This is a genomic window from Streptomyces sp. NPDC029836, assembly GCF_055574495.1.
In genome coordinates this window covers 1-24,839 of record NZ_JBVHZI010000025.1, presented here as the reverse complement: position 1 = coordinate 24,839, position 24,839 = coordinate 1, and the positions used below count along the sequence as shown (strand labels likewise).

25 protein-coding genes are annotated in these 24,839 nt (G+C 70.6%); 9 read left to right on the top strand and 16 right to left on the bottom strand.

The window, feature by feature from the left end:
• Positions 1-4: 4 nt before the first annotated feature.
• The 5 genes from ACZ4XJ_RS35660 to ACZ4XJ_RS35640 all read right to left on the bottom strand — a co-directional run bounded on the left by ACZ4XJ_RS35660 (position 5) and on the right by ACZ4XJ_RS35640 (position 4,242).
• Entirely contained in the window at positions 5-268 is a 264-nt protein-coding gene (locus tag ACZ4XJ_RS35660; RefSeq protein ID WP_362883494.1) for a phosphopantetheine-binding protein, read from the bottom strand.
• A 144-nt stretch (positions 269-412) separates the two neighbouring features.
• Complete coding sequence (locus tag ACZ4XJ_RS35655; RefSeq protein WP_362883496.1) at positions 413-1,234, bottom strand: AfsR/SARP family transcriptional regulator; 822 nt, start codon at positions 1,232-1,234, stop codon at positions 413-415.
• A gap of 332 nt (positions 1,235-1,566) precedes the next feature.
• Positions 1,567-2,388, bottom strand: a complete 822-nt coding sequence (locus ACZ4XJ_RS35650; RefSeq protein ID WP_362883530.1) for an AfsR/SARP family transcriptional regulator — start codon at positions 2,386-2,388, stop codon at positions 1,567-1,569.
• Positions 2,389-2,797: 409 nt separating this feature from the next.
• Entirely contained in the window at positions 2,798-3,457 is a 660-nt protein-coding gene (locus tag ACZ4XJ_RS35645) for a ScbR family autoregulator-binding transcription factor (RefSeq protein ID WP_468498663.1), read from the bottom strand.
• Positions 3,458-3,579: 122 nt separating this feature from the next.
• On the bottom strand, positions 3,580-4,242 hold the full coding sequence (locus ACZ4XJ_RS35640) for a ScbR family autoregulator-binding transcription factor (RefSeq protein ID WP_362883500.1): 663 nt from the start codon (positions 4,240-4,242) through the stop codon (positions 3,580-3,582).
• A 554-nt stretch (positions 4,243-4,796) separates the two neighbouring features.
• On the opposite strand from ACZ4XJ_RS35640, the gene ACZ4XJ_RS35635 reads away from it, so the two are divergent.
• Complete coding sequence (locus ACZ4XJ_RS35635; protein WP_362883502.1) at positions 4,797-5,780, top strand: ScbA/BarX family gamma-butyrolactone biosynthesis protein; 984 nt, start codon at positions 4,797-4,799, stop codon at positions 5,778-5,780.
• A gap of 35 nt (positions 5,781-5,815) precedes the next feature.
• Here the strand turns inward: ACZ4XJ_RS35635 and ACZ4XJ_RS35630 are convergent, their stop codons facing one another.
• Entirely contained in the window at positions 5,816-6,733 is a 918-nt protein-coding gene (locus tag ACZ4XJ_RS35630) for an NAD-dependent epimerase/dehydratase family protein (RefSeq protein WP_468498662.1), read from the bottom strand.
• A 96-nt stretch (positions 6,734-6,829) separates the two neighbouring features.
• Between ACZ4XJ_RS35630 and ACZ4XJ_RS35625 the strand changes: the two genes are divergently transcribed.
• Positions 6,830-7,303 carry a GNAT family N-acetyltransferase gene (locus ACZ4XJ_RS35625; RefSeq protein WP_362883505.1) on the top strand — a complete coding sequence of 158 codons (474 nt, stop codon included), beginning with the start codon at positions 6,830-6,832 and terminating at the stop codon, positions 7,301-7,303.
• A 40-nt stretch (positions 7,304-7,343) separates the two neighbouring features.
• On the opposite strand, the gene ACZ4XJ_RS35620 is transcribed toward ACZ4XJ_RS35625, so the two are convergent.
• The gene (locus tag ACZ4XJ_RS35620; protein ID WP_468498661.1) at positions 7,344-8,330 is read right to left on the bottom strand and encodes an AraC family transcriptional regulator; all 987 of its coding nucleotides are present in this window, start codon (positions 8,328-8,330) and stop codon (positions 7,344-7,346) included.
• A 38-nt stretch (positions 8,331-8,368) separates the two neighbouring features.
• The gene (locus tag ACZ4XJ_RS35615) at positions 8,369-9,193 is read right to left on the bottom strand and encodes an NmrA family NAD(P)-binding protein (RefSeq protein WP_362883509.1); all 825 of its coding nucleotides are present in this window, start codon (positions 9,191-9,193) and stop codon (positions 8,369-8,371) included.
• A gap of 126 nt (positions 9,194-9,319) precedes the next feature.
• Between ACZ4XJ_RS35615 and ACZ4XJ_RS35610 the strand changes: the two genes are divergently transcribed.
• Positions 9,320-9,862: a flavoprotein gene (locus tag ACZ4XJ_RS35610; protein ID WP_468498660.1), complete on the top strand. Its 543-nt coding sequence runs from the start codon at positions 9,320-9,322 to the stop codon at positions 9,860-9,862.
• A 30-nt stretch (positions 9,863-9,892) separates the two neighbouring features.
• Here the strand turns inward: ACZ4XJ_RS35610 and ACZ4XJ_RS35605 are convergent, their stop codons facing one another.
• The 6 genes from ACZ4XJ_RS35605 to ACZ4XJ_RS35580 form a co-directional block, all read right to left on the bottom strand.
• On the bottom strand, positions 9,893-10,399 hold the full coding sequence (locus tag ACZ4XJ_RS35605; protein WP_362883513.1) for a DinB family protein: 507 nt from the start codon (positions 10,397-10,399) through the stop codon (positions 9,893-9,895).
• A gap of 42 nt (positions 10,400-10,441) precedes the next feature.
• Entirely contained in the window at positions 10,442-11,638 is a 1,197-nt protein-coding gene (locus tag ACZ4XJ_RS35600; protein WP_468498659.1) for an epoxide hydrolase family protein, read from the bottom strand.
• 92 nt (positions 11,639-11,730) lie between these two features.
• Positions 11,731-12,552 carry an AfsR/SARP family transcriptional regulator gene (locus ACZ4XJ_RS35595; RefSeq protein WP_362883516.1) on the bottom strand — a complete coding sequence of 274 codons (822 nt, stop codon included), beginning with the start codon at positions 12,550-12,552 and terminating at the stop codon, positions 11,731-11,733.
• Positions 12,553-12,623: 71 nt separating this feature from the next.
• Positions 12,624-13,433 carry a ScbR family autoregulator-binding transcription factor gene (locus tag ACZ4XJ_RS35590; protein ID WP_468498658.1) on the bottom strand — a complete coding sequence of 270 codons (810 nt, stop codon included), beginning with the start codon at positions 13,431-13,433 and terminating at the stop codon, positions 12,624-12,626.
• A gap of 76 nt (positions 13,434-13,509) precedes the next feature.
• Positions 13,510-14,352: an AfsR/SARP family transcriptional regulator gene (locus ACZ4XJ_RS35585; RefSeq protein ID WP_362883520.1), complete on the bottom strand. Its 843-nt coding sequence runs from the start codon at positions 14,350-14,352 to the stop codon at positions 13,510-13,512.
• A 229-nt stretch (positions 14,353-14,581) separates the two neighbouring features.
• A complete protein-coding gene (locus ACZ4XJ_RS35580) occupies positions 14,582-15,202 on the bottom strand; it encodes a ScbR family autoregulator-binding transcription factor (protein WP_468498657.1) in 621 nt (206 codons plus the stop codon).
• A 201-nt stretch (positions 15,203-15,403) separates the two neighbouring features.
• On the opposite strand from ACZ4XJ_RS35580, the gene ACZ4XJ_RS35575 reads away from it, so the two are divergent.
• The 6 genes from ACZ4XJ_RS35575 (at position 15,404) to tpg (ending at position 22,367) form a co-directional block, all read left to right on the top strand.
• Positions 15,404-16,180, top strand: a complete 777-nt coding sequence (locus ACZ4XJ_RS35575) for an SDR family NAD(P)-dependent oxidoreductase (protein ID WP_362883523.1) — start codon at positions 15,404-15,406, stop codon at positions 16,178-16,180.
• Positions 16,181-16,415: 235 nt separating this feature from the next.
• Positions 16,416-17,147: a ScbR family autoregulator-binding transcription factor gene (locus ACZ4XJ_RS35570; protein WP_362883525.1), complete on the top strand. Its 732-nt coding sequence runs from the start codon at positions 16,416-16,418 to the stop codon at positions 17,145-17,147.
• A 157-nt stretch (positions 17,148-17,304) separates the two neighbouring features.
• On the top strand, positions 17,305-18,576 hold the full coding sequence (locus ACZ4XJ_RS35565) for a ParA family protein (protein WP_362883527.1): 1,272 nt from the start codon (positions 17,305-17,307) through the stop codon (positions 18,574-18,576).
• Positions 18,573-19,493, top strand: a complete 921-nt coding sequence (locus ACZ4XJ_RS35560; protein WP_468498656.1) for a ParB/RepB/Spo0J family partition protein — start codon at positions 18,573-18,575, stop codon at positions 19,491-19,493. Before ACZ4XJ_RS35565 ends, ACZ4XJ_RS35560 begins: the two co-directional genes overlap by 4 nt.
• 120 nt (positions 19,494-19,613) lie before the next feature.
• Entirely contained in the window at positions 19,614-21,806 is a 2,193-nt protein-coding gene (tap, locus tag ACZ4XJ_RS35555) for a telomere-associated protein Tap (protein ID WP_468498684.1), read from the top strand.
• Between the two features lie 3 nt (positions 21,807-21,809).
• A complete protein-coding gene (gene tpg, locus ACZ4XJ_RS35550) occupies positions 21,810-22,367 on the top strand; it encodes a telomere-protecting terminal protein Tpg (protein WP_362884687.1) in 558 nt (185 codons plus the stop codon).
• Positions 22,368-22,477: 110 nt separating this feature from the next.
• Here tpg and ACZ4XJ_RS35545 read toward each other — a convergent pair whose 3' ends face one another.
• Both ACZ4XJ_RS35545 and ACZ4XJ_RS35540 read right to left on the bottom strand, forming a co-directional pair.
• Positions 22,478-22,951, bottom strand: coding sequence for a MarR family transcriptional regulator (locus tag ACZ4XJ_RS35545; RefSeq protein WP_281208294.1), 474 nt, complete (start codon positions 22,949-22,951; stop codon positions 22,478-22,480).
• Positions 22,948-23,664 (bottom strand): hypothetical protein, encoded by a 717-nt coding sequence (locus ACZ4XJ_RS35540; RefSeq protein WP_362884685.1) that lies wholly within the window; start codon positions 23,662-23,664, stop codon positions 22,948-22,950. The genes ACZ4XJ_RS35545 and ACZ4XJ_RS35540 overlap by 4 nt, the downstream gene beginning before the upstream one ends.
• Positions 23,665-24,839: the final 1,175 nt, after the last annotated feature.

The following is a 24,839-nucleotide window of genomic DNA, read 5'->3' as shown; positions in this document are numbered from 1 at the left end:
GGGATCAGACCCCCGCCCGGCTGCCCAGGACGGCGTTCACCAGGGCGAGGAAGCGGCGCGGGGTGTCGGCCAGTTCGAGGACTTCCCCGTCGAGCAGGATGTCGAACCGGCGTTCCACCGAGCCGGTGGTCTGCAGGACGGAGAGGCTGTCGTAGCCGAGCTCGTCCCAGTACAGGTCCTGTACTTCCTCGGTCAGCTCGACGCACTCGTCCTCGCCTCCCCATACCCGCAGGATGCGAGTCAGGTCGGTGAGTTCCAGCCGGTCCATGGCTTGCCCTTCTCCTCGTCCGCCGGCGCGGGTGCGCATACCGGCGCGACGTGAGCCTGGCGGGATCCGGTGGAGGGTTCCTCAAGCACGGTCACAGCCGCGCTGGAACGTGCGGGGGACGCCCGGCGGCCGCGGGATGCGCGCTCAGGCCGCGTACAGGTCGAAGGTCGAGCCGCGGCGCGGTCCGGCGACCACGTCCAGCGCGGGGTCCACCCGCAGCATCGCCTGGTGCAGGCGCTGGAGTTGCTGCGAGGGCTCGACGCCCAGTTCGCCGATCAGCCGGGCCCGGAGCCGGCGGTACACGTCGAGCGCGGTCGCCTGCCGCCCCGAACGGTACAGGGCGACCATGGCCTGCGAGTGCAGGCCCTCGTGCTGCGGGTTGCGGGCCATCAGCTCGGTCAGTTCGGCGAGGAGTTCGGTGTGCCGGCCGAGCCTGAGGTCGACGTCGATCCGCCGCTCGGTCGTCACCAGGCGGCTCTCCGCCAGCCGCAGCACCTCGATCTCCAGGATCGGCCCCACCCGTACGTCGACCAGGGCCGGCCCCTGCCACAGGGCGAGCGCCTTGCGCAGCAGGTCCGCCGCGCGCTCGTCGTCACCGTCGTCGAAGGCCTGCTGGCCGCCCGCGACGAGGGCGTCGTACGCGTGGACGTCCACGGACTCCGGCGGGATCTGGAGCAGGTAGCCGCCGTGCCGGGTGGCGAGCACGTCCTTGGCCGTGCCCGGGGCGCCCGGCCCCATCGCGGTGCCCAGCCGGCGGCGGAGCTGGAGGATGTACGTCTGCAGGGTGGTGAGGGCGCTGTCGGGCAGCTTGGTCCCCCAGATCTCCTCCATCAGCGTCGGCACGGGCATCACCCGGCCCGGGTAGAGCGCGAGAAGCGCCAGGATCTGACGCGGCTTGCCCGCCGTGGGAACGATCGATGCCCCGTTGACCTCGGCACTCAACGGACCCAGAACCTGAATCTTCACGGTCTCCCGTCTCCCCTCCGTATTTCGTCGACGTACTCTCGGTTTTCAGCATTCGACCGGATGACGATATGTCAGGCGGATCCCAGGTCACCCGCATCTCAAGCCGACATCGAGCAGATCTCCGCAGCGGACGAACATCCGACGGATTCCACCCGGATGATTCCGGTTGGTGCCCATAACCCCGTTCCGACGACCCAAAGGACCGGGGTCAATACGTTCCGCTTCGCCTCTCGGAAATCCCTTTTCAGGAATGCGGAATGCCCTCTGCACCTTTCGAGGGTTTTCGAAGGAACCTTGCGCGATTGAGCGGAGCGCGATGTTCTCCCGGCGAATCAACCCACTTGTGCCAGCCGCTTTCGGGCTGCCGCCGGGACCGCGGCCGGGTTTTCGGGACCGGTCATCAGGATCGACCGCTGAAGGCTGCGCAGCGCGGCCGAGGGCTCGATGCCGAGCTCGCGCACCAGCGTGGCGCGCAGCCGCTGGTAGACGCTGAGCGCCTCACCGCGGCGGCCGGAGCGGTGCAGGGCGAGCATGAACTGGCCGTGCAGGTTCTCGTGGATGCGGTAGCGGCTCGCCAGGACCGTCAGTTCCGCGAGGAGCTCCCGGTGCCGACCGAGCTTGAGGTCGGCCTCGATGCGCTGGTCGAGGGCGCACAGCCGGGTCTCCTCCAGCCGCCGCGTCTCCATGTCGAGCTGCACCCCGCCGTGAACGTCCGCGAACGCCGGACCCGACCACAGCGAGAGGGCCTCGCGCAGCAACCGCGCCGCACCGGCCGCGTCCCCCGCGTCCATCGCCCGGTAGCCCAATCCGGCCAGCCGGTCGAATTCGCGGACATCGCTGGTCCCGCCGGCGCTGTTCAGCATGTAGCCGCCGGGCAGCGTGACGAGGACGTCCTTGGGGGTCCGGGTTCCGTCCGTCTCCTTGAGCGCCGTCGCGATGAGGGCGCGCAGCTGGAGCACGTACGTCTGCAGGGTGGTGCGGGCGCTGCGCGGCGGCTCGGTACCCCACAGCTCCTCGATCAGCGCCGCGACCGGGACGACCTGGTCCGCGTGGAGCGCGAGCAGTGCCAGGACCTGGCGGGGCTTGGCTGCGGTCGGCGTGATGGAGACCCCGTTCTCCCGCACGGCCAGTGCGCCCAGTACATCGATGTCCACGCCGTACTCCCCTGCTTCGTCCATGGATGAGCCCTTGACTTTCGCTGGAATGAGCAAAAAACAGCTGAGCCGGTTTGTCAATACCAAACCGGCTGTGCCGTTTCTCTCCCGAATCGGACACACAAAGCGGCCAAAACACGTCCTGAGCTGGGAAGTTGGCCTCAAAAGGGGGCTTCGGAGCCGCTTTCGGGGGCTCAAGGATCCAAGAAAAAAACCCCTCGGAAACCCGTCCGAGGGGTGTGGAGCGGCCAGAACCAACCAACCGGTCCGGCCACTTGGTCCCATTGATCAAGGTCCGCACTGCGGGCCGCGCCGGCCGAATCCGACAGGCAGCCCCAGGAACGGCCACCGGGATGCCCTCGAAGTGGCCCCGGCCGGACGGGATTTCGGCGACGTGAGCCGGGTCGGTTCAGTGGGGCAGCGAGGCCCGGACCGCGCCCGAGCCGGCCGGTACGAGCTCCCCGAGGGAGCCCTGCGCTGCGAGCCGAGGCAGCATCAGCTGCCAGTACGGGGTGACGCCGGAGGGGCCGAACCGGCGGGATCCTCCGGCTCCGAGGACCCCGAAGCCGACCATCGCCGCCACCACGGCGGCAGCCGCCGCCTGCGGGGACACCCCCTCGGCCAACCGACCCTCGCGCTGCGCGGCGCGGAACATGCCCTCGACCCAGCGCTGCCACTGCACGCGCAGGTCCCAGCCCGCGCCGCCGCCCCGCGCGGTCAGGGTGACCGCGCCGGTGCCCGCGCACAGCCCGAAGCCCGCGTTGACGACGGGATCGCGGGCCAGCAGCTCCATCAACTCGTGCGTGGAGTCGACGAGCGCCTGGAGGGCGTTGCCGTCGGAGACCCGGGACACCGTGATCGTGCGCAGGGTCGCCGACGCCCGCCGCGCCACGGCTTCGGCCAGCGCGGTCTTGTTCCCGAAATGGAAGTGCAGCCCGCCGGCGCTGACGCCGGCGCGCTTGCTGATGGCCGCGATGGAGGCGGTGACGAACCCCTCCTCCGCGAACACCTCGGCGGCCGCTCGCACCAGGACTTCACGCGTGCGGGCGGCACGTTCCTGCTTGACCATGAGGACTCCACAAACCGCCCCGGCGGTTTGCCGGGGCTATGAACATCCCCCATGGTCTGTGCCGATCATCGAACCGGATTCGAGCCGGGCTGGAGCGCGGCTCAGGTGCGGCCGAGCACGGCTCAGGTGTGAACGGGCTCCCCGACCGAGGCGGCCGCGGCCGCCTCGTCGAGCAGTCGGATCTCCGCCGCCACCGTCGCGCCCCGCTCGGGGCCGAGATCCAGCCGCGCCAGCACCGCGGGAACCGCGATGCTCGGATAGAAGTGCTGATAGAAGACCGAGACCCGGTATTCGATGTCCGCGCGGTCGGTCAGGGTCTGCGAGTAGATCTGCACCCCCGCCCAGCCGGCGGACAGCGCCCAGGCCGCCTCGGCGGTGTTCACGTGGGGGAGCAACTCCCCCTGCGCCTTGGCCTGGAGGAGCACGTCCTCGGTGACCTGGATCCAGCCGGGCACGGACCCGCCGCCGAAGATCTCGCGCATGTCCGGCCCCAGGGAGAGCCTGGTACCCGCGCTGAGCAGGGGGTTGTGCTTCGTCCGGTAGGCGAGCACCATGCCGAGGTCGAAGAGTTCCTGAAGCTTGATCTCACGCGGCGGAACGGTTCCCTCGGTGTACTGCTCGTCGAGGATGCCGCGGGCAAGGTCCTGCTTCGACGCGAAATGGAAGTAGAGCGCGCCCTTGGTGACCCCGGCCTTGGCGAGGATGTCAGCGATGGTGGCGGCCTCGAACCCCCGCTCGTCGAAGACTGCGGCTGCCGCTTCCAAGATCACACGACGCGTGCGCACTGCACGCTCCTGACGTGCCACGATGCCTCCGATACACAGTGGGTGACTACGGACGGATCCCCTAGAGGACCCCCTCCCCCCATTAAAACCAACCAGAAGGTCCGTATTTTATCAACCCGCAAACCATAACGCCTAGGGACACACGAGCCTCCCTCCGCTGCCGCGCGGGGCACGCGGGGGGCACTCGCGGGGTACGCGCGGTGATCGACCGGACGCTCACGAGGCGCGCCGGCCACCGATTTGTCGCTAGAGGATGACTCGCAGTCACCTCCAAGAAACAACCGCCTGGTCGGTTCTTTATCTGCCCCGTATGGCTCAATCCACACCCCCCCACGTCGCCCCTCTGATAGGCCTCCCGCCCCATGGTTTCCCCTGTGCGGCCTGCGGGCGCACCGTCGGCCCGCCACCTCCACGCCCCTCCGCCGAACCCGTCCGGTCGGGGCGCGTTCGATAAGTGGAAGGCGCTATTTCCTTGCAAATAAAACCGGAGAGTACGTATCTTACGTCGCAGAGTGCTCGTTCCATCCGTCAACCTCGGCTCTGCGGAGAGGTCCATGACCCTGCTCACGTTCGAGAACAACACCACCGCACCGACTGCACCGCGCACGGAGGGCGGTCGGTGGACGACGCGCTGTAACGACATCCAGCAGCAGCTCACCAGCACGGTCCCCCGGGAATACGTACACCGGAGCGCGGTCGCCGAGGTGTTCCTGACGGGCTACGAGCGGATGGGCGACGACGTCTTCCGGGTGACCGCCCAGTGGCCCCGCGCCCACATGTTCTTCACCAGCGCCGACGGCCTCAGCCACGACCCGGTGCAGGCGGCGGAGACGATCCGCCAGGCGGGACTCCTGCTGGCGCACGCCGAGTACGGAGTGCCCCTTACCCACAACGCCTTGGTCTGGAGCCTCGGTTTCAAGACCGAACCCGCCGAGATGTTCATCGGCAACAGCCCCAGCGATCTCGAACTCATAGTGACCTGCCGGGACTTCGCCTGGCAGGGCAACAGATTCTCAGGGTTCGTCGAAGTGACGGTCCGACGGGGGGACCGGATCGCGGCGACCGGCTCGGGGCTCTTCAGCTGCGTGTCCCCCGCGGTGTACCGCAGACTTCGCGGCGAGTACGCCAAGGCGTCCTCGTCGCTCCGCATGGGCCCCTCCCCGGCGCCGATCCCCGCACAGTCGGCCGGCCGCGTCTCGCCGACCGACGTCGTCCTCGCCGCCGGCGACCGGCCGGGCCGCTGGCTGCTCAGCCCCAACTTCGGGCACCCGGTCCTCTTCGAGCACCCCAACGACCACCACCCGGGCATGGTGCTGATCGAGGCCGCCCGTCAGGCGGCCTGCGGGGTCCTGGAGGGCGAAGCGTTCAAGCCGACCGGCATCGACAGCTTCTTCCACAGCTACGCCGAGCTCGACGCCCCCTGCTGGATCGACACGGAGGTCGCCCACTCCACGGACCCCGCCGTCCGCATCGTCCAGGTCACCGGACGCCAGGGTGACGTCAAGACCTTCGAGGCCACCGTCACCGGCACCGTCTGAGGCGGGCGACGGCGGCCCAGGGGCACGCGGCGCGCTCAGAGCCCCAACCGCTCCCGGTACCAGGGGGCGTACGCCCCGAACCCCTCGGTCAGTCGCGGACCGGGTTCGGCACCGACCAGTTTCCACAGCGCGCCGCTGTCGTACCAGTGATCGGTGGTCAGCAGGGAAAGTCTGCGCCGGGTGACCGGATCACCGGCCGCCCCCCATCGTTCCAGTGCCTCGTCAAGGGTGATGTCGCCCTCCGGCAGGGCGACACCCAGTGCCCGCCCCACCGTCGTGATCAGCTCGCGGGAGGTCACCGGCTCCGGATGACTCGCGTGCAGCACCTGCCCGCCGGGCAGCGCGGGCAGCCGGGCCAGGTCGACGAGGGCCCCCGCGAGCGCATCCGCGGAGATCAGCGAGATGTGCGCACGGCCGCCGTCCACCCAATGCGGCAGCATTCCCATCAGTTGCACCAGAGCGGGAACGAGCCAGATGTCGCCGCGCCCGTAGACCAGGTGCGGGCGCAGGACGGTGCCGCCCGCCGCGAGGACCAGCCGCTCGCCCTCCAGCCGCGTGACGCTGGTGGGGGAGGACGGCCGTTCCTCCAGCTCGCCCTCGGCCTCGCCCCGGTGCGGAACGTCCCGGTACACGGCGGCGGTGCCCAGGTGCACGAAGCGCCGTACCCCGGCCCGCGCGGCCTCCGCCAACAGCGCGCGGGTCCCTTCCGTGTTGACCGTCCGACACTGCTCCTCGGTGCCCCCGATACGGGCCGCCAGGTGCAGGACGGTGGTGACGCCCCCGCAGATCCCGTGCAGCGAGGGGGGATCGGTGAGGTCGCCGGTCACGACCTCGACGTTGCTCCCGGCGGCCGCCGGGCTCCGGTGGTGGGTCAGCAGCCGCAGCAAGGGGCCGCCGTCCTCGGACAGCAGGGCCGTCACGTGGGAACCGACGAAACCGGCGCTTCCCGTCACGAGTATCCGCTCGGGTGTCAACTGCTGCCTTCCGCCGGTTCCGTGGTCATCCGTCACGCAGTTTATGACCTCACGGCCGAACCGTACGCTTGGAGCATGATCAGCTCTTCACTTCGCCTCGTGCCCGTCACGGAGGAGAACTTCGACGCGGTGTGCGCGGTACGGGTCGCCCCGGCCCAGGAACACCTCGTCTCCCCCGTCGTGAAGTCGCTGGCGGAGGCGTACATGCACGGCCCGGTGGCCTGGCCGCGGGCCGTCGTCGACGGCGACGAGGTCGTCGGCTTCGTCATGGCCTTCGTCGACATCGTGTGGAATCCCGCGAAGGACCCGGACGAACGCCGCTCCGGCATCTGGCGGCTCAACATCTCCGCGGGACACCAGGGCAAGGGCTACGGCCGTTTCGCGGTCGGCGCCGTCCTCCAGGAACTGCGCACCCGTGGTGCGGCCGAGGCCCACGTCTGCTGGAGCCGCGCCGAAGGCAGCCCGGAACCGTTCTACCTGGGCCTGGGCTTCCGGCCGACGGGCGAGTTCAGCGGCGACCAGACGGTCGCCGTCATCCCCCTGCCCTGAGCGCCCCGGAAGGGCCCCGCGGCGCCGGCCGGTGCGGCGGCTACGACAGCACGACGGTGCGCCCCACCCCCACCCCCGCGGGGGACGGGGCCGCCCCGGCCCGGTACTCCTGCGGGCTGACCCCCCGTACCCGCTTGAAGGCCGCCGACAGCGCGAACGGCGTGCCGTAGCCGACCCGGCGGGCCACCGTCGCGATCGTGGCCTCCGGCTCGCGCAGCAGGTCGGCGGCCAGGGCGATCCGCCAGCCCGTCAGGTGGGCCACCGGCGGCTCACCGACGAGCTGCGTGAAGCGGCGGGCCATCGAGGCGCGCGACACCCCGGCCTTGTGGGCGAGTTCCTCCACCGTCCAGCCGTGCGCGGGGTTCTCGTGCAGCAACCGTAGCGCCACCCCCACCACGGGGTCGGCCTGCGCCCGGTACCAGGCGGGCGCCCCCGAGCCCGGCGCGGCGAGCCAGGCCCGCAGGACCCCGATCAGCAGCAGGTCGAGCAGCCGGTCGAGGACGATCGCCTGGCCGGGCTCGTCCCGGGACACCTCCGCGGCGAGCAGCGTGATCAAGGTGGCGTCCGCGGTGCCCGCGGGCCGGACCAGCACCGTGGGCAGCGCCCCGAGCAGCCGCCGGCCGATCTCACCGGGCGCCTGGTAGGTGCCGCTCAGCAGCACCACCGATCCGGCGTCGACGGCCCGCGCCCCCCAGGTGCGCACCCCCAACGCCATGGTGTCCGTGACGTCCTCACCGTCCCCCGTGCTGCACCGCTGGTCCGCGCCCACGGTGACCTGCACCGGGGTGCCCGGCGCGTCCGCCACGGTGTACGGCACGGGTCCCCGTACGACGGCCACGTCACCGGGGCCGATCAGGACCGGCTCGCCCGCGTCGGGCACCAGCCAGGCGGTGCCCCGTACGGGCGTCATCACCGAGAGCGGCGCCCGGTCCTCGATCCGCAGCGACCAGGGCGGGTTGAAGACGGACTTCTGCAGGTAGGCGCCGCGGGCCTTGGGCCCTTCGAGCAGTCCGGTCAGCGTGTCCATGACCCCATCCTCCCCGTACCGGGCGGCTGTCGCCCCCTTCAGTCGTTCCACACCCCGGTGGCGGCCGCCTCGCGGGCGTAGTCCGCGAAGTCCTTGGGCCCCCGCCCGAGCACCTCCTCCACCCCGTGCACCAGGTGCGCGTTGCGTCCGTCCAGGATCAGCGCGAACAGGTCGGCGAAGTCCTCCGGCAGGCCCTGATCGCGCAGCACCGCCCGGTAGTCGGCGTCCGACACCGGCACGTAGGCGATCTCCCGTCCGGTCACCTTGGACAGTTCGGCTGCGATGTCGGAGAAGCTGAGCAGGCGCGGCCCGGACAGTTCGTACGTCTTGCCGATGTGCCGGTCGTCGGTGAGCGCGGCCACCACCACGTCGGCGATGTCGTCGGCGTCGACGAAGGGTTCGACGGCGTCGGCGGTCGGCAGGGCGATCTCCCCGTGCCGCACGGGGTCCAGGAAGAAGCTCTCGTCGAAGTTCTGGTTGAACCAGCTGGCGCGGACGACGGTCCAGTCCCCGCCGGAGGCCTTCAGCAGGTGCTCGCTGTGCTCGGCGGCCTCCTCGCCGCGCCCGGACAGCAGCACCAGCCGGCCGGCTCCGGCGGCCACGGCCTGCTCAGCGAACGCGCCGATCTGCTCGGCGGCGCCGGGGAAGGCCAGGTCGGGGTAGTAGGTGACGTACACCCGGTCGACGCCTTCCAACGCCGGCCCCCAGGTGGCGGGCTCGTGCCAGTCGAAGGCGGGCTCACCGGCGCGCGATCCGATCCGGACCGGCCGGCCCCGGTGCGCCAGCTTCTCCGCAACCCGCCGACCGGTCTTGCCGGTACCGCCGATGACCAGGGTCGCCTTCTCGTTCTCGTTCTTCGTCATGCCCTCAGTCAACCGCCGGGCGGTGCGACGCGACATCGTTGAAGAGCTCAACCGCATACGCGTGCGTCCACGTCCCCGTTCGACCTCAACGTCAGCCGGAGGCAGGGAATGTGATCACATGACCGTATGAGGACCCTCTACCTGTTCTGTTCCGCCGCCCCGCCCGTCTTCGACGTGGCCCACGTGATCGAGGACGCCCAGTCGCGCGGTTGGAACGTGTGCCTCGGCCTCACCCCGACAGCGGCGCGGTGGGTGGCCGGCAGCCTCGACGGCCTCGCCGCGCTGACCGGCAACCCGGTGCGCTGGCAGTACAAGATGCCCGGCGAGCCGGACGTGTGGCCGGCCGCCGACGCGCTGCTGTTCGCGCCCGCCACGTTCAACTCGGTCAACGCCTGGGCGCTCGGCCTGACCGACCGCTTCACCGTGGGCGTCGCCGCCGAAACCCTCGGCAAGGGCGTCCCGGTGGTGGCCATGCCCTGTACGAACGCCGCGCTCGCCGCGCACCCGCAGTTCGAGCAGTCCCTGACGGTGTTGCGCGGCGCGGGCGCCGAAGTCCTGTACGGGGAGGGCGGGTTCGTCCCCGGCCCGGCCGGACCCGACGCCACGCCGCACTTCCCGTGGCAGGTCGCGCTCGACGCCGTGGACCGGCCGGGCACCGCGCCGGCCTGACCGGCGGCGGGCCCGCCCGTCCGTCGGCGGCTACTCGCCGGTGGCCCCGTCGATCGTCTCGCGCAACAGGTCCGCGTGCCCGTTGTGCCGGGCGTACTCCTCGATCATGTGCGCCAGGACGTAGCGCAGGGAGTACCCCTCGTCCCCGTACCGCCCCTGCACGTCGAGGGCTTCGGCGGCGGCGACGATCGCCCGGGAGCGCTCGCAGGTGTCCTCCCAGATCCGGAAGGACTCCTGCGGGTCCGCGTCCTCGACGTCGAACTCGGTCCGCTCTCCCGCCGCGTTCTGCGGGAAGTAGCCGCGTACGTCCTCGCCGCCCACCACGTTGCGGAACCAGCCCCGCTCGACCTCCGCGAGGTGGCGCACCAGCCCGAGCAGGCTGAGCCCGGACGGCGGCACGGCCCGGCGCCGCAGCTGCTCGGCGCTCAGCCCCGCACACTTCATCATCAGGGTGTCGCGCTGCCCCTGCAGCACGCTGGTGAGGGTCTCCCGCTCGTCACCGGTCAGTACGGGACGGGTCCGCTGCTCATCGTTCATCGAGCGATCATCACAGCGGTACGGCCCCACCCCCACCGGATTTCACATGCCGGACGGCCGGCCGGCCCCGGCGAGCTCCCGGAAGAAGCCGCGGACGTCACTGACCAGCAACTCCGGCACCTCCATGGCGGGGAAGTGCCCGCCCCGGTCGTACGAGGTCCAGCGCACGACGGAGTCGGTGCGCGCGGCCACGTGCCGCAGCGGGACGAAGTTGTCCCGGGGGAAGTCCGCGAGGGCGGTCGGGGTGGTCGACACCTCGGGCGGCAGCCCGAAGTAGTCCGCGTGGGCCCGCTCCCAGTAGATCCGGGCCGCCGAACCGGCCGTCCCGGTGAGCCAGTACAACATCACGTTGGTGAGCATCTGGTCCCGATCCACGGGACACCGCGGGTCGCTCCATTCGGCGAACTTCTCGCCGATCCAGGCGAGCAGCCCCGTCGGGGAGTCGGTCAGCGCGTAGGCGAGGGTCTGCGGCCGGGTCGCCTGGATGTCGGCGTAGCCCTGCCGCTCCCGGGCCCAGACCCGGTAGCGCTCCCAGGAGGCCCGGGTGCGTTCCCGCTCGGCGGGGCTCAGCGGGGCCAGTTCCGCCTCGGTGGGCTCGGCGGTGGCGCCGGCTCCGGGCAACAGGTTCAGGTGCACGCCGATGACCCGCTCGGGCCGGGCGCGGCCGAGCTCGCGGGAGATCGCGGCTCCCCAGTCGCCGCCCTGGACCCCGTACGTCGCGTACCCGAGCCGCTCCATCAGCGTCGCGAAGGCCCGGGCGACCCGCTTGAACTCCCAGCCCCGCTCGGTGGTCGGCCCGGACAGGGTGAAGCCGGGGATGCTGGGCAGCACCAGGTGGAAGGCGTCCGCGGGGTCACCGCCGTGTGCCCGCGGATCCGTCAGCGGGCCCGCGACCCGCTGGAACTCCACGAACGAGCCGGGCCAGCCGTGGGTCATCAGCAGCGGTGTGGCGTCCGGTTCGGGGGACCGCAGGTGCGCGAAGTGCACCCGGGCCCCGTCGATGACGGTGGTGAACTGCGGCCATGCGTTCAGCCGCGCCTCGGCGGCCCGCCAGTCGTACTCCTCGCGCCAGTACCGCACGAGCTCGCGCGTCTCCCCCAGCGGGATCCCGTAGTCCCAGCCGGCCCCGTCGAGTTCGTCGGGCCACCGCACCCGCCGCAGCCGCGCCGCGAGGTCGTCGAGTTCCTCCTGCGGTACGTCGAGTCGGAACGGAACGGGGGTCTCACCAAGATCTTCCATGCCCCCCACCATGCCTGACGGGGCCCCGGCCGCCCTCCTGCGGCAGCCGGGGCCCGGTCCCGCGTACGACCTGTCGGGCCGCGTACGGCTCGTCAGGCCGCGTACAGGTCGAAGGTGGATCCCCGCTTCGGTCCCGCCGCCACGTCCAGCGCCGGATCGACCGCCAGGATCGCCTGGTGCAGCCGCTGCAACTGCGGTGACGGCTCGACCCCCAGGTCCCCGATGAGCCGCTGCCGCAGCCTGCGGAACACGTCGAGCGCCGCCGCCTGCCGGCCGGACCGGTACAGCGCGACCATCATCTGGGAGTGCATCCCCTCGTGCTGCGGGTTGCGCGCGGTCAACTCGGTCAGTTCGGCGAGGAGTTCGGTGTGCCGCCCCAGCCGCAGGTCGACGTCGATGCGCCGCTCCATCGTGACCAGCCGGCTCTCCTCCAGCCGCAGCACCTCGATCTCCAGCACCGGCCCCACCCGTACGTCGACCAGCGCCGGCCCCTGCCACAGCGCGAGCGCTTCCCGCAGCAGCGCCGCCGAGCCCTCGTCGTCGCCGGCGTCGAACGCGGCCTGGCCGCGCACCACCAGCGTCTCGTAGGCGTGCACGTCCACGGACTCGGGCGGTACCTGGAGCAGGTATCCGCCGTGCCGTGTCGTGAGCACTTCCTTCGCGGCCCCCGGCCGACCCGGCCCCATGGCCGTGCCGAGTCTGCGGCGCAGCTGGAGGACGTACGTCTGCAGCGTGGTCAGTGCGCTCTGCGGCAGGTTCTGCCCCCAGATCTCCTCCATGAGGGTCGGCACCGGCATGACCCGCCCGGGGTACAACGACAGGAGGGCCAGGATCTGCCGCGGCTTGCCGGCCGTCGGCACGATCGAGTCTCCGTTGACCTCGGCACTCAACGGACCCAGAACCTGAATCTTCACGGTCTCCCCTCCGCATTCCGTCGAGTCGCCTCGATCACTTCCGACTTGCTTGCCCTGCGACTGCGCCGCAGTTACCGCTGCGCTCCGGTCCCTTGGAACTCACAGCGCCCTTCGGCTCCGGTCCCCCAGGTGCGCGCCCCGACGGCTCCCGTCCGGTACTCGCCGATCCGTGTCTCCCCCACCAGACTGGGGAGCAGCAGCCCCCACAGGGCGGCCACCTTCCGCTGGAGCTCCCCGTAGGAGAGCCCGGTTCCCGCCAGTACCTCGATCCCGCAGAGCGCGGCGGCCACCAGGGCCTCGGCGCTCTCCCAGCGACCCACGGTCGGCGTGGTGTCCCCGACGTCCCTGACATCGCCGATGTCACCCACGTCACCGACGTCACGCACGTCACCCACGTCACCGCGACCTCGGCCAGGACCCGCCCCGCCGGCTGCGGCGAGCGGTTCGGCCACCGGCAGTTCTCCGGTGTCCCGGGCCGTGCTGAGCAGTTCGCTCACCACGGTCAGCCAGGCCCCGTGGAAGTCCACCGCGCTCAGGTGCTGGCCGGCGCACTCCTTGGTGATGCGGAAGCTCGCCGGGATCGCGGGATCCTCGTGCAGCATCCGCGCCAGCCAGTGGGTCGTGTCGATCAGCGCCTGCAGGGGGGAGGCACCGTTCTCCCTCAGTCCGCGCACCGCGTCGTGCAACAGCCCACATCCGCGGCGCTGCACGGCGTCGGCCAGCTCGTCCTTGGAAGCGAAGTGGAAGTACAGCGCCCCCTTCGTCACCCCGGCCGCGCCGGCGATCTCACCGAGCGTCGCGTTGGCGTATCCGTTGCGGTGGAACATCTCGGCCCCGGCGAAGACCAACCGCCTACGGGTCCGCTCCGACCTCTCCTGCACCGCTCGTCTCCTTCCGCCCCCCGCTGCGTCCACGCTCTTCCCCCAGCGCCGGCACCCGGGCGCGCCCGGCGCCGGCTCAGGCCCGCACGAGCCGCTCCGACCGCGTCCCCGTACCGGCGACCGCCGCCACGGCGGGAACCTTGGGCATGCCCTCCGGGGCCGCCATCAGGATCGAGCGCTGCAACCGGCGCAGCGCGGGCGACGGCTCCAGGCCCAAGTCCCGTACGAGCGTGGTGCGCAGCCGCTTGTACACGTCCAGCGCCTCGCCGCGCCGTCCCGAACGGTGCAGGGCCAGCATGAACTGACCGTGCAGGTTCTCGTGCGTGCGATAGCGGCTCACCAGAACGGTCAGTTCCGCGAGGAGCTCCCGGTGCCGGCCCAGCTTCATGTCGGCCTCGATGCGCTGATCGAGGGCGCACAGCCGGGTCTCCTCCAGCCGCCGCGTCTCCATGTCGAGCTGCACCCCGCCGTGAACGTCCGCGAACGCCGGACCCGACCACAGCGAGAGGGCCTCGCGCAGCAACCGCGCCGCACCGGCCGCGTCCCCCGCGTCCATCGCCCGGTAGCCCAATCCGGCCAGCCGGTCGAACTCCCGCACGTCGCTGGTCCCGCCGCCGCTGTTCAGCAGGTAGCCGCCGGGCAGGGTGACGAGTACGTCCTTCGCGGTCCGCGTGCCCTCGGCGTTCTCCAGGGCGGTCGCGATGAGGGCGCGCAACTGGAGCACGTACGTCTGCAGGGTGGTACGGGCGCTGCGCGGCGGCTCGGCGCCCCACAGCTCCTCGATCAGCGCCGCGACCGGCACGACCTGGTCGGCATGGAGGGCCAGGAGCGCCAGGACCTGCCGGGGCTTGGGGGCGGTCGGCGTGATGGAGGTGTTGTTCTCCCGCACGGCCAGCGCGCCCAGTACATCGATGTCCACGTCGTACTCCCCTGTCCTTGGATGAGTCGCAAGAGTCAGTAAAAAACAGTCCCAGCGGTTTGTCAATACAAAACCGGTCGTACCGTTTCCCCTGCGACGATGGTCGGGCTGTGCTCAAAAACCCACACTGAGCTGCGCATTTACCGAAGACGTGGGCGCATCCCCAGCCGCTACGACCAGCGGGGACCGGGTCCCGACAGGGTCATCTAACACTCAGAACGGCCGTAAATCAAACCGTTCGGTCTGTTTCATGGTCGTCTCGGCGGGCGGCCGCGATACCGGACAGCAGGACGGACCAGATCCGGGTGAGGGTCTCGGCCGCGAACCAGCCGGGATCGGCGGCCCCCAGCACCTCCAGTCCGACGATCGACGCCACCACCGCGGGCGTCGCCTGCTGCGGGGACACCCCCTCGGCGAGGAGCCCTTGTCGCGCGGCGGCTTCGATCAACTCGCTCGTCCACTCACACCACTGCGCGCGGAGGTCGACCTGGCTCCGGTGGGTGACATCGGCGGACAGCGCGAAGCCGGCGCGCACGACGACGTCCCCCGCGAGCAGCGCCAGCAACGTGTACGTCGAATCGACCAGCAGCGTCAGCGGGTCATCGACCGGGCCGTCCGCTTCCCCGGCGGTGCCGGTCACCACCCGCAGCGCGGCGGCGGCCCGCCCTTCGACGGTCCGGGCGAGTTCGTCCTTGCCGCTGAAGTGGAAGTGCAGGGCACCGGAGGTCACTCCGGCCCTCCCGCTGATCCCCGAGATCGAGGCGGTGGCGAACCCCTCGTCGGTGAACGCCTCCGCGGCGGCGCGCACCAGGGATTCGCGCGTGCGTGCCGCACGCTCCTGCTTGACCATGGGGGCTCCACACCGCGTTCGCCGCGTTCGCGGCTGTCCCCCAGGACAGGGGTACGAGATCCTGGCGGCCACAGTCGGTGGCCGCGCCGGAGGCGGGCCGGACTCTCGCCGGAGCCAATGGATCTATAACCGGTCACCGGGTACGGAACACCTACTGACCAGCGATCACTTCGCGCCGTGTTCGCGTGTTAGGTTCGCGCGATGGAGACGAAGGACAGCACGGGAACGCTTGCGGGACGATCTGCATTGATCACCGGCGCGAGCGCCGGCATCGGAGCGGCCGCCGCACGCGTGTTCTGCCGCGAGGGCGCTTCGGTCACCCTCATGGCCCGCCGCGAAAAGGAGCTGGCGGCGCTCACGGAGGAGCTCCGGGCCGCCGGTCACGAGGCCCGCTACGTCATCGGCGACGTCGCGCGTTCCGAGGACGTCGCCAGGGCCGTCGAAACGGCCGTCACCTCCTTCGGCCGGCTGGACGCCGCCTTCAACAACGCGGGTACGGGCACGGTTCCCGCGCCCATGCACCTCCTCACCGAGGAGGACTACGACACCGTCATGGACACCAACGTCCGCGGCGTCTGGCACTGCATGCGCCACGAGATCCGCGCGATGCTGGAGACCGGCGGCGGAGTCATCGTCAACAACAGCAGCACCGCGGGCCTCGTCGCGACCCCGGCCGCGTCCCCGTACATCGCCTCGAAGCACGCCGTCCTGGGCCTGACCAAGGCCGCCGCCTCCGAGTACGCGGCTCAGAACATCCGCATCAACGCGATCGCGCCGGGCACCACCCGCAGCGAACTGATCGACTTCTGGCTCCAGCAGAACCCGAACATGGAGCAGGTCCTCCTCAACGCGGCCGTCCTGCCCCGCATCGCGGAACCTTCGGAGATCGCCGAGGCGGCGGCCTGGCTCTGCAGCGACCGAGCCTCGTTCGTCGTCGGCACCACCCTCTCGGTGGACGGCGGCTGGACCACCCGCTGACCCCGACCGTTAACGGCGTTAACGCCGTTAACAATCGGAACCCGCTCCCTCACTTAACGCCGTTAACGCCCCCGCCCCGACGCACCACCAATCAGTAACACGCCAAACCGCCCCACAGGCCCCCACATCACCTCCTCCCGCCGCCTAAAAAGTACTTGTCGACTGGTTTTCTTCGAACCGGCCGCACTACGCTGAGCCCCGTAACACCGAGCGGAACCGGCATCAGGAGAACCACGTGGCGCGGGTCAGGCAGGGACGGGCCGAAATCACTCGGCAGGCGATCCTCAACGGCGCGGCGGTCGCCTTCGATCACGGCGGCTTCGGAGGTACCAGCCTCAGCGACGTGGTCCAGCACGCCGGAGTCACCAAGGGCGCCCTGTACTTCCACTTCCAGTCCAAGGAAGCCCTGGCACGCACCCTGATGGACGAGCAGTTCCGGGTGTCCGAGGGCGTCCACGAGATCGTGGACCCGGGCCTGCAAACGGTCATCGACCTGACGCACGAGTTGGCGTACGGGCTGCGCACCAACGTCCGCATCCGCGCCGGCATCCGCCTCGTCATCGAGTTCGGTTCGTTCACGCACCCGGACCCCTCGCCCTACAACGCCTGGATCGACACCTGCCACGGCTGCCTGACGCCGGCCCAGGAGCGGGGCGACATCCTCCAGGCGCTCAACACGTACGACCTCGCGACGCTCATCGTCGGCTCGTTCACCGGCATCCAGGTCACGTCGCACGTCCGCACCGAACGCGAGGACCTGCACGCCCGGGTCGTCGACCTGTGGAAGCACCTCCTCCCGGGCATCGTGCCGGCCGACCGCGCGATCCTCTTCGACCCCGCGGGCTCGTTCGCCTGCCGGGCCCGGCTCGGCCTGTTGACCCAGCGCGCCCCGCTCGCCCAACCCGCCCCGCACCCCATGCCTTCGCACCGCACCTCCCCGAACCCCGCAGCGGTCACGGCCGGCTGACGGTACGTCCAGGGCGGCCCCGCACACGTCGTGGTGAACCACGGGGGTGCTCGCCACGGCGAGTGCGGGGCCGCCCTGGCGTGTCTCCGCCCACTTCGTTAGCAAAACTCAGGCGTGGCGCTCACTAACACTCCAGAACGTTAGTAAAGTCCCTCTCATGACTTCGCCCTCGTCCCAGAGCGACCGCGAGAAGGTCGTCTCCAAGCTCCCCCCGTGGCTCCGCCAGGAACTGAAGATCCGCACCGCCCAACTGCGGATCGACATCCAGGACGCGGTCCACCAGGGCATCGCGCAGTGGAGCGCCCTCGCCTCCGCCCCCTCCCCCGTCGACACGTCCGGCGCAGAGTCGTTCTCCACCTGGCTGCCCGCCGGCCAGTGGGAGTCGTTCCGGACGGACGCCAAGGACCGCGGCGTCTCCCTCACCCAGGGACTCGCCCAAACGGTGCGCCTCTGGCTGGAGATGAACCCGGCGCCCACCGTGAAGCGGCCCACGGTCGTGCGCCGCATCGTGGTCTGCAACCAGAAGGGGGGCGTCGGCAAGACGGCCATCACCGCCGGCACCGCGGAGGCCCTCGCGGAGGACCCGGAATCCCTCCACCCGGTCCGCATCGCGCGCCAGCTGGCCCGCCTCACCCCGGTGGAGGACCCCGAGGACCCCGAGCAGGCAGCACCGACCAGCACCTCGCCCCTGGACCTCGAAGACCTCCCGGGCCTGGGCATGCGCGTCCTGCTCGTCGACTTCGACCCGCAGGGCCACCTGACGAAGCAACTCGGCCAGCAGCCCCTCCCCATCGGCGGCGACAGCCTCACCTGCCACATGGCCGGCGAGGCCAAGGGACCGCTCTCGGACCTCATCGTCGCCATCCCCGACGACCGCTTCGGCGACCGCCTCCACATCCTCCCCGCGTGCACGGACGCGTTCCTCCTGGACGTCCGCCTGTCCACCGTCCGCGCCCGCGAGGCCGCCCTCGAACGCGCCCTCACCCCCGTCGAGGCCGACTACGACGTCATCCTCATCGACTGCCCGCCCAGCCTCGGCCTCAGCATGGACGCCGCCATCTACTACGGCCGCCGCCGCGACACCGAACAGCCGGGCGCCTCCGGCGCGCTGATCGTCGTACAGGCCGAGGACTCCTCGGCCGACGCGTACGACCTGCTCACCTCACAGATCAACGATCTGCGCGACGACCTCAGCCTCGACATCGACTACCTCGGCCTCGTCGTGAACCTCTACGACGGCCGCCGCGGCTACATCGCCACGTCCTCCCTGCAGGCCTGGTTGGACATAAAGGATCCGCGGGTCGTGGCGATCGTCCCCGACCTCAAGGAACAGCGCGAGGCCGTACGTGTGAAGCAGCCACTGTTCGTCTACGCACCCAAGGGCGAACAGGCCGTCGCCCTGCGCGCGCTCGCCAGGGAGATCTCATGAGCAAGGCCGACAAACTCGGAGTCTCGGCTTCCTTCGCCCGCGCACAGCCGGTCGGCGTCAGCTCCCGCCGCGCGGCCATCGCCGAGGCGACGGGCGCCCCGACCTCCGGGGTCGTCCCCCCGTCCGAGGTGCCCATCGAGGCCCTCGCCCACAACCCCTTCAACCTCCGCGAGGACCTCACGGACCTCGACGAGCTGGCCCAGTCCCTCACGGTCCGCGGCCAACTCCAGCCCCTCGCGGTCGCCACCCGCATGGCGTTCATGGAGGCCCACCCGGGCCAGACCGACGGCCTGGGACGGGCCCCGTACGTGGTCATCGACGGCAACCGGCGCCTGGCGGCCGCCCACCTGGCCGGCCTCAAGACGATGCACATCCACGTGAACGACTCCCTGTCCGCCTCCGCGGCGGACATCCTCGAATCGGCACTGATCGCCAACGTGCACCGGGTCGACGTGGCCCCCATGGACCAGGCCCGCGCTCTCCAGGAACTCGTCGAGGTCCACGGCTCACAGGCCCAGGTCGCGAAGCGGCTCGGCAAGACACCGGCCTGGGTCTCCCAGCGCCTGACCCTGCTCAACCTGACCCCCACCCTCCAGGAGAAGGTGGAGACCGGCGAACTCAAGGTCGAGCCTGCCCGCCGCATCGGCCGCCTCCCCCAGGAGGACCAGGCCGCCGCGGCCAACGACACCATTAACGCCGTTAACCCCCCGCGCCAGCGCACCCGCCCGACGCCACCGACCGTTAACGGCGTTAACGCCGTTAACACCGTGAAGACCGCCCCCTCCCCCGTGCCCACCCCCTCCTCCCGCATCACGATCTCCACCCAATCCCCGGAGACCATCGCGGACGCCCTCACCGCCCACCTCACTCCGGACGACCTGAAGGCGGTCACCGAGCTGTTGATGCAGCGGATCTGAGCCGGGCACCCACGCCGGGGGCGGTGACGGCATTAACGCCGTTAACGCCCTCACGTGCGTTTCATGTGCGTTCAACAGTGCGGTTCGCATAGGCTGCACCCGGAGGTAGTGATGAGCGAGATGAACGACCAGACCGCCCTCTTCGCAGCGGTCGACGCGCTGCTGGAAGCGGCGGCGGCCCAGGACGGCCTGCCCCACCCGGACGAACGCAAGCGCCTGCGCGAGGCCGCCGGCCTGAGCCAGGACCAGATCGCCAAGGCCCTGTCCGTCCGCCGCGAAACGGTCACCTCCTGGGAGACCGGCCGCACGGCTCCGCGCCCCCCGAAGCGCGCCGCCTACGCCCGCCTCCTCGAAGGCCTCGCCACCCTCCACCCCCTCGACGGCGTTAACGCCGTTAACACCCCGTCCCCTCCCCCCGCGACCGTTAACGGCGTTAACGCCGTTAACGCTCCAGCGCCCCCCACCCCACCTCAGCCCCCCGCCCCCGTTAACGCCGTTAACGCCCCCGCCCCCACCGACCCACCCCCGACCCCGGCACCCGTTAACGGCGTTAACGCCGTTAACGGCGCTCCACCCACCCCCCGGACGGCAGCCCACCCGGAACGGGCGCTCCCCCGCCCCAAGCCCCGCACCCCCCTCCCCGTCGAGGGCCACGGCCCCCTCGCCGTCCTCGACGGCACCGGCCACGCCCACGCCACCGGCGGCCTCGTGCTCCCCCACCCCACCACCGGGCTGCCCGACCTCATCACCTGGGCCCTCGGCCCCGACGCCGACCTCCGCGCACCCCGCCTCCACCGCAACGGCAAGGACGGCGACCCCCTCCTCGTCCTCACCGCCGCCGCCACCGAGGCCCTCGGTCTCCCCCTCACCCTCGAAGACCGCCGCGCCCTGCGCCTGCCCGACAACCACCCCGTCGTGAAGCAGCTCACGAAGGCCAAGTGGCAGCTCACCCGCCGCGGCTTCGGCCCCTGGCCCCGCATCTACCGCCCCGCCACCCCCGGCACCGGCCGCCAGTGCGTACAGCTCGCGGTCCTCCCCTGGGGCGCCCTCGACACCCGCGCCTGGGGCGAGGACACGGCGGAGCTCCCCGCGCCCGAACTCGCCGAGCTCCTCACCACCTACGCCGCCCGCGTCCTCACCCCCCGCGGCTCGACCGCCGTCACGGGCCTGGAACTGATGACGGCCCTGCGCCCGCCCACCCGCGCCGCCCGCGACCAGGCGACCAACACCTGGGTCTCCGCCCCCGTCGCCGGCTCCCTCACCCGCCCCGTCGACCCGGCCCCGCCGGAAGCCCCCGACGAACACCCCGTGGTCGCCGCGCTCTACCCCCGCGCCCACCAACGCACCCCCGACGAGGTCCTCGACGAGGAGGCCCACGACTGGATCCGCGACCCGGAGCTCCTCACCGACGCCGAGTGCGCCCGCACCCACGCGGTCGGCATCGACGTGAACATGGCCTTCGCCGCGGCCGCGAACCGCCTCCTGGTCGGCCTCGGCCCGGCGACCCACACCACCACTCCCCGCTTCGACCCCAAGACCCCCGGCTGCTGGCTGGCCGACCTCTCCACCTTCCGGCTCGACCCCCGACTCCCCAACCCCTTCACCCCCCACGGCGCCCCTCCCGCCGGCCCCGCCTGGTACGCGACCCCGACCCTCGCCTACGCCCAGGAGCTCGGCCACGACGTCCGCCCCACCGAGGCCTGGATCCGCCCCGACAGCGGCGCCTACCTCGACGCCTGGTACACCCGGCTCCGCGACGCCTACCTGGCGACCATGTCCGACCTCGGCGTCACCCCGGCCCTCACCGAGGCGGAGTTCCTCCGGGCCATGACCACGTACAAGGACCACCCGAACACCTCCACCGCCGTCCTGTCCGCCATCAAGGCGACGGTCAAGGGCGGCATCGGCAAACTCCGCGAACGCCCCCAGGGCGCCGGCTACCGCCCGGGCGAATCCTGGCCCGCCCTCGAACGCCCCACCTGGCGCCCCGACATCCGCGCGGCCGTCATCTCCACCGCCCGCGTCAACATGCACCGCAAGATGCACAAGCTCGCCGCGGCGGCGGACCTGTACCCGGTCGCGGTCCTCTCGGACTGCGCGGTCTACCTCTCCGACGGCCCCAGCCCCCTCGACTTCCTCCCCCGCACCCCCGAGGGCAAGCCCGTCCCCGGCGGCTTCCGCGTCGGCGTCAGCCCCGGCATGGTCAAACACGAAGGCACCCAGCCCCTCCTGTGGGCCGTGCGGATGCTCGACGAAGGCCTCAACCCCGCCCGCCACATCAAGGGCCACGACGCAGCAGCAGACGGCGAGTAACCCATGCCCGACGACATCTCCGACAGCCTCAGCAAGGCCGACGAACCACACTTCACCCGCCCGATCCCCAAGTCCGCGGGCGCCCAGGTCCGCTTCCTGGTCAAGCAGCTCAAAAGCACCAAGGCCGTGGCCGCGGCGCTCGGCATCTCCCAACGCACCGTCGAGCGCTACGTCAAGAACCAGATCAAGCAGCCCAAGCCCGAACTCGCCGCCCGCCTGGAGGCGGAGGTACGCCGCCGCTGGCAGCCCCTGGTCCGCAAGCGCGCCCGCGACCGGGCCGCACGCACCACCGGCCTCGTCATCGAGACCCGCGCCCGTTTCGGCTTCACCGCGGCCCCCGGCACCACCGACGACGGCCGCATGCGCCGCATCACCCAACACCTCCCCCCGGAGTACGCGAACCGCCTCTTCGCCGCCCAGGAAGCCGGCGCCACGGAGGCCCAATTGCGCCACATCACCGCCGAGGCCCTCCAGGAGATCTACTTCAAGGACAACGGCGCCCGCGCCACCTCGCTCCTCGTCGAGTTCACCGACATCGACTACGTCGACTTCGCCTTCTGACGAAGCCCCACGCGCCCCTCTCCGCCCCTAAAAACCCAGGAGGGCCCCGGACATACACCCGGGGCCCTCCAACGCGCCTGAGACCCCCTCAGGCGCCCGCAACAGCACCACTACCCCACGGCGTGCAACGTCCTCCGCCGCTTCGACTCCGCAGCCTTCTTCGCAGCCGCCTGAGCCGCTCGCTTCTTGCGCTGCTCGGCCAACTGATCCTGGTACGCCGCCACTGCCTCGTGGTAGCTGGCGACGTATCCCCGCGCGTCCAGCCGCTCTTCGGCCGGCATCTCGTTCACGGCGGCCACCGCGTCCTCGAACGAGTTGTACCCGGCCAGCATGGGATTGATCTGGTAGACCCCGTTCCTGACCTTCCGCACCAACCGCGCGAGCTCCAGGCTCCGCAGCGCGGCGTTCACGCTCGGCCTGCTCAGCTCCAGCAGCCCCCCGATGGTGGCCTGATCGATGAGGATCCGCCCCCCGGGCTCGCTCAGCGAACGCAGCTTCAGCAGCACGCGGTACGCCGCAGGCGGAAGGTCGAGGTCGGAGAGAAGCCCGTCGGCGTTGACCGCAGCGAATCGCAAGGTGCTCACTGAGCTGTCCCTTCTTCCTTGCGCTGTACCCGGCTCAGCCGGCGCGCAGCGCGCTCTTTGGACCGTTCGGCCCGCAGTTCCTCGATTGCCTGCCGCATGTGGTCCAGCGACGGGAACCGCACCAGGTCGGGCAGGCTCGTATCGCTGCGAATCTGCGAGATGGTGCTGTGCTGCTCCACCTTCACGAACTCACCCGCCGTCTCCGTACCCGGGATGAACTCAGCCACCCGGTAACTGTAGGGCGGGTTGAACTGGTACACACCCCGCCGCACCTTGAAGACGATCCCATGAGACATCACGGTGTGCAGCGCCTCCGACGTCTTTGTCCGACTGACGTCAAGGATCGTAGCCATCTCCTCCTGGGTAAGTGGAATCCGCCCCCCCGCCCGCTGGCAAGCGATGAGCAGCAGAATCAGCCTCAACGGCAGCGCTTCACGGAAGTACTGCGCGATGACCAGGAAGAACTCGAGGCTGTCCATCGAAAACGCATTTGGCTGACTCTGCGTCCCGTAGAACTCCAGCGGCTTGCGCTCACCGTCCAGCGTGAGCTTCCGGCTCGGATACCGCTTGGCGAGACTGTCCAGATCCTTGACCGGAGCCAGGGGCTGACTCCACGCCGAAATCGCGTCATCAACAGGGAGATCAGGACGCGGCGCCCGCGACGGACTCGGCCGGCGGCGCTGTGGCTCTGATGACACGAGGATGCTCTCCACTTCGTTGATCTGCAGAGAGAGTATGTCAACAAGGGTGACACTAATGTCACGCTCGTTGACGTTCGGCGTGTCTTGTGTCCCCCCTGGGGGGACACATCTCGGCCAAGGCCCCCAGCGACCCCCCACGGGCCGCCCCACCCCACCGAACCCCTCCCCAGACCCGGTTCACGGACACATCCCCGGAAGAACGTCAGCCCCCCTGACGTTTTAGCCCAAAAACCGTCAGCCTCGCTGACGTTTTACCGTCGTTCTGTCCCCCCACCAGCGACACATCCCCCGAGTTATGTCCCTCCTGAGGGGACATAACTTTCCCCCCGCACCCCACCTGACCTGCGCAAACGCATCTCCGTACCTTCTATAGGCCGTCCCCTACCGCGCTGCGCGCACTGAACGCCGCCTCAAAGCCTTCTACAGCCACTTCCCTGACTACCCATCAGACCAACGCTCCACCAACCAAGCCCGGACAGTCCGTCCATAACCACGCTGAATCTGACTGATTCCTATCTCTATCCCCACACCACTTTGAATCACCCCTCCCCCGACCATTAACGCCGTTAACACCCATCAACCCCACCCCAAGAATCCCCCCACCCCAACTCAAGCCCCGTTCCACTCCCTGACCTGCACCTTTACCCCACCCCCACGTTCCCAACTCCCCCAAACAAACTCCCCTCTTCACCCCTGAACAACGCGCAGCACCCAACACCGCGGTTCCTTCCTCCCCGCGCAGAGCGCCTGGTCCCCCTACGCCTCACTGCTCCAGCGCCCCTGAGCACACCGGCCCAGAGGGCCGGCCCTATTCAGTAGGCCTTCGCCAACCGAAGCCCTACTCCCGCTCCAGCGCGCAGCGCTGGAGAACAAGTCCGAAGCGAAGCGCAGGACACCGGCGTCAAAGGCGCCGGCCCTCCCCAGTGGCCCTTCGTGAAGCGAAGGGCCACTGGGCTCTCCTAGCGAAGCGGAGGAAAAGGTTCCGGAGCGCAGCGCCGGGCCCCGCCCGAAGGGCCGACCTTGACTCGGCGAAGCCGAGTCTGCTGCGCGCAGCGCAGCGGCTTCTCTTCCTCAGCGCGCCGCGCTGAGGGCCCCAACCTTGACTCGGCGAAGCCGAGTCCGCTGCGCAGCGCAGCGCAGCGGACTCGCTTCCTCAGCGCGCAGCGCTGAGGGTCCCGCTCCGCGGG